The sequence below is a fragment of the Inquilinus limosus MP06 genome, from assembly GCF_000767795.1.
GTDB classification, from domain to species: domain Bacteria; phylum Pseudomonadota; class Alphaproteobacteria; order DSM-16000; family Inquilinaceae; genus Inquilinus; species Inquilinus limosus_E.
Map to the genome: position 1 here is coordinate 1 of NZ_JANX01000649.1, position 3,214 is coordinate 3,214.

At 73.3% G+C, this 3,214-nt stretch carries 4 protein-coding genes; 1 reads left to right on the forward strand and 3 read right to left on the reverse strand.

The genetic code is table 11. The features are described from left to right. Nucleotides 1–1,275, forward strand: a 1,275-nt coding sequence (locus P409_RS30200) for a phosphopantetheine-binding protein (protein WP_034847150.1), incomplete at its 5' end; no start/stop codon positions are given. 23 nt (nt 1,276–1,298) lie between these two features. Here the strand turns inward: P409_RS30200 and P409_RS30205 are convergent. The 3 genes from P409_RS30205 to P409_RS30215 form a co-directional block, all read right to left on the reverse strand. Continuing rightward, nucleotides 1,299–2,117, reverse strand: coding sequence for an ATP-binding cassette domain-containing protein (locus P409_RS30205; protein WP_343285534.1), 819 nt, complete (start codon nt 2,115–2,117; stop codon nt 1,299–1,301). Further along, nucleotides 2,114–2,836 carry a siderophore-iron reductase FhuF gene (gene fhuF, locus P409_RS30210; RefSeq protein WP_034847155.1) on the reverse strand — a complete coding sequence of 241 codons (723 nt, stop codon included), beginning with the start codon at nt 2,834–2,836 and terminating at the stop codon, nt 2,114–2,116. The genes P409_RS30205 and fhuF overlap by 4 nt, the downstream gene beginning before the upstream one ends. 16 nt (nt 2,837–2,852) lie before the next feature. Then, the coding region (locus tag P409_RS30215) for an iron chelate uptake ABC transporter family permease subunit (RefSeq protein ID WP_034847157.1) at nt 2,853–3,214 on the reverse strand (362 nt) is incomplete at its 5' end.

A 3,214-nucleotide genomic window follows, 5' to 3' on the forward strand; every position in this document is an offset into this window, starting at 1 on the left:
GAGGACGGCCGGCTGCAGCTCGCCGCCTATGTCGCGGCGCCGGGCGGCACGGATCTGGAGGCGGTGAAGGCCGCGCTCGCGGCGCGGCTGCCGGACTACATGGTGCCGGCCGCCTGGGTGCGGCTGGACGCCCTGCCGGTCACCGCCAATGGCAAGCTCGACCGCAAGGCGCTGCCGGCGCCCGAAACCGCGAAGCCGGCCGGCGACCCGCCGCGCGGCGAGACCGAGCAGGCGCTGGCCGCCCTGTGGTCCGGTCTGCTCGGCACCGACGCAATCGGCCGCGACGACAATTTCTTCGCCCTGGGCGGGGATTCGATCCTCAGCCTCAAGCTGCTGGCCCGGATCCGCAAGCAGGGGCTGGCCGGAGGGAAGGCGCTGACCCTGGCCGACATTCTCAACGCCCGCAGCCTGGCCGATCTCGCCGCCCGGATCGCGCCGGCGGCGCAGGGGCCGGAGGTGGTGCATCTGCAGCAGGGCGGCAGCGGCGTGCCGCTCTACTGCCTGCCGGGGCTGATCGTGAACTCGACCGAGTTCGCCTCAATGGTCGCGGCGTTGGGCGGCGACCGCCCGGTCACCGGCTTCGTCAGCCACGTCTATACGGAGCAGCGCTGGCGCGGCTACGACATGGCGGCGCTGGCCGAGGAGTTCGCCGCCCATATCGAGCGCACGGCCAATGGCCGCTGCGCCCTGCTGGGCTGGTCTTCCGGCGGCGACCTGGCCTTCGAGACGGCGCACCGCCTGAAGGGCCGGGTGGCGGTCGAGTTCCTGGGCCTGGTCGACGTTTTCGAATCCGTCCCGTTCCGTACCGATCGGACGCTGTCGGAAGAGGAACGGCAGCGGGCCGCGGCGCTGCTGGAGCAATGGCTCGGCCGGTCGGCCATGGCGGCGCGGTGGCGGGCGCTGTTCGGGCTGATGGACAAGGCGGAGCGGGCGGCGCTGGAGGCCTATGTCCTGGCCGAGGGCGACGGGCTGCCGGCGGACGGACCCGATCTGACCTCGCGCGAGTTCGAGCTGTGGGCGATGCTGGACAAGCGGCTGCGCGCGGCGCGCTACGCGTACCGGCCGCTCGACCTGCCGGTGCATGTCTGGCAGGCGGAGGATTCGCTGAGCCAGCCGGAGCCGCTGCGGGACTGGAGCCTGCTGGCGCCGGTGGCCGCGCTGGACCGGGTGGCGGGCGCCGTGCATCTCGACATCATCCACGCCCCGGCCTTCCAGGCCGGCGTGCGGGAAGTGCTGCGCCGGGCCGATGCCGTTCCGGCGGTGGCGGCGCAGTAGGGGAAGGGCCGCGGCCCCGCCGGTCAGTGCGGATAGCTGATCGGCGGGCCGCCGGCCGGGTGGGGCAGGACGCCCATCGGGATGCCGTAGATCGCCTGCAGCCGTTCCGGATGCAGGATCGTGTCCGGGGCGCCACGGGCGATCAGCCGCCCGGAATGCAATGCCACGATGTCGTCGCAGAACCGGGCCGCCATGTTGATGTCGTGCAGCACCACGACGACGCCCAGGCCCTTGCTGCGGCTCAGCCGCTGCACCAGCGCCAGGACGTCGACCTGATGGGCGATGTCGAGGGCGGAGATCGGTTCGTCCAGCAGCAGGCAGGCGGCGTCCTGCGCCACCAGCATCGCCAGCCAGGCCCGCTGCCGCTCGCCGCCCGACAGGGTCTCGACCAGCCGGTCGGCAAAGGGGGCGATGTCGGTCAGCGCCATCGCCTCTTCGACCTTCTCCCGGTCGGTGGCGCTGAAGCGGCCGAGCGCGCCGTGCCAGGGATAGCGGCCCAGCGCCACCAGCTCGCGCACCAGCAGGCCGGCGGCCGGGGGCGTCTGCTGCGGCAGATAGGCGACGCGGCGGGCGAAGGCGCGGTCGGCCCAGTCCCGCAGCGGCCGGCCCTCGAACCGGACCGTGCCGGCGCTGGGCGGCTGCTGCCGGGCCAGGAGCTTCAGCAGCGTCGACTTGCCGGAGCCGTTATGGCCGATCAGCCCGGTGACCCGGTGCGGCGCCAGCCTCAGGTCCAGCGGCTGCAGCAGGGCGCGGCCGGCGACGGCGAAGGCGGCCTGCGACAGCTCGAACATCGTCGGCCCGGCATCGGTCTCGGCCACAGGGGCGGGGGCGGTATGGTTCACGCCGGTCTCGCTTTCTCCAGCGGGCAGGTCGAGCACAGCTCCAGGCTGGGGATCAGGTAACGGATGCAGCAGACACGCCGCACCCTCTTTCGATCGCCGCCGCGCTCGACATATCGCACCGGCTCGAACAGCGGGTTGGGGCGCCGGCCGGGCCAGTCGCGACTGGCCATCAGCGCGCGGGCCTGGGCCGGGCCGGGGCCACGCGCCAGCCCGGACGCCTCGATCTGCCGCAGCAGGTTCTCGAACAGGTTGCCGACATTGCTCCACAGCACCTTCGCGGTGGCGCCGCTCTGCGCCGCCAGCGCCCGGATCAACGGCTCGATATGGCCGTCGACCAGTGCCCCGAAGCGCTCGAACCCGTCGGCCGGGGTGGCCGGGCCGCCGCCATGCGGCAGCTTGAACGCCGTCGTCTGCCCGTCCGGGGCGACGATCACCTCGACCTCGTCGAGATCCGTCGGCAGGCCATGTTCCAGCAGCAGGCTCGCGGCCACCACCGGCGTCAGCAGCATCCAGAAATGCCACTTCGTCCACATCGAGGCGACGGCCCGCGGCTCCGGCTGGTCATAGCGCCGGGCGAAGCGCTCCAGGATCGGGCCCAGCACGGCGGGGTCGAGCAGCTCCGATCCCCGCAGGCCTGGCCGTGGATCATCGGCCAGCGCCAGCCGGTCGGCGAAATCGGCCAGCGGGCCGACGAAGATCGGGGCCAGGGCGTCGATCATGGGGCAGCCGAGGAGATCATGCCGGCCGTCGCCGTTGCATCAGCCAGATGAAATACGTGCCGCCGACGAAGGTGGCAACCAGTCCCGCCGGCACCTGCCAGGGGAAGGCGATGGTGCGGCCCAGCCAGTCGGCCAGCACCATCAGCCCCGCGCCCAGCAGGCCGGCGGCCAGGATCTGCGGCGTCGGCCGCCGCAGGCCGAGCATGCGGACGATGTGCGGCGCCATCAGCCCGACGAAGCTGAGCGGGCCGACGGTCAGCGTCGCCCCGGCGGTCAGGATGGCGGCCAGCAGCAGCAGGGCCGCCCGGCTGCGGGCCAGCGAGACACCCAGCGCCCGGCCGGTCGCGGGGCCCAGCGGCAGGATGGTCAGCCAGCGCC

Excerpts from the sequence above, each read along its gene's own strand:
- fhuF (WP_034847155.1), bottom strand. The coding sequence starts at position 2,836 with ATGATCGACGCCCTGGCCCCGATCTTCGTCGGCCCGCTGGCCGATTTC.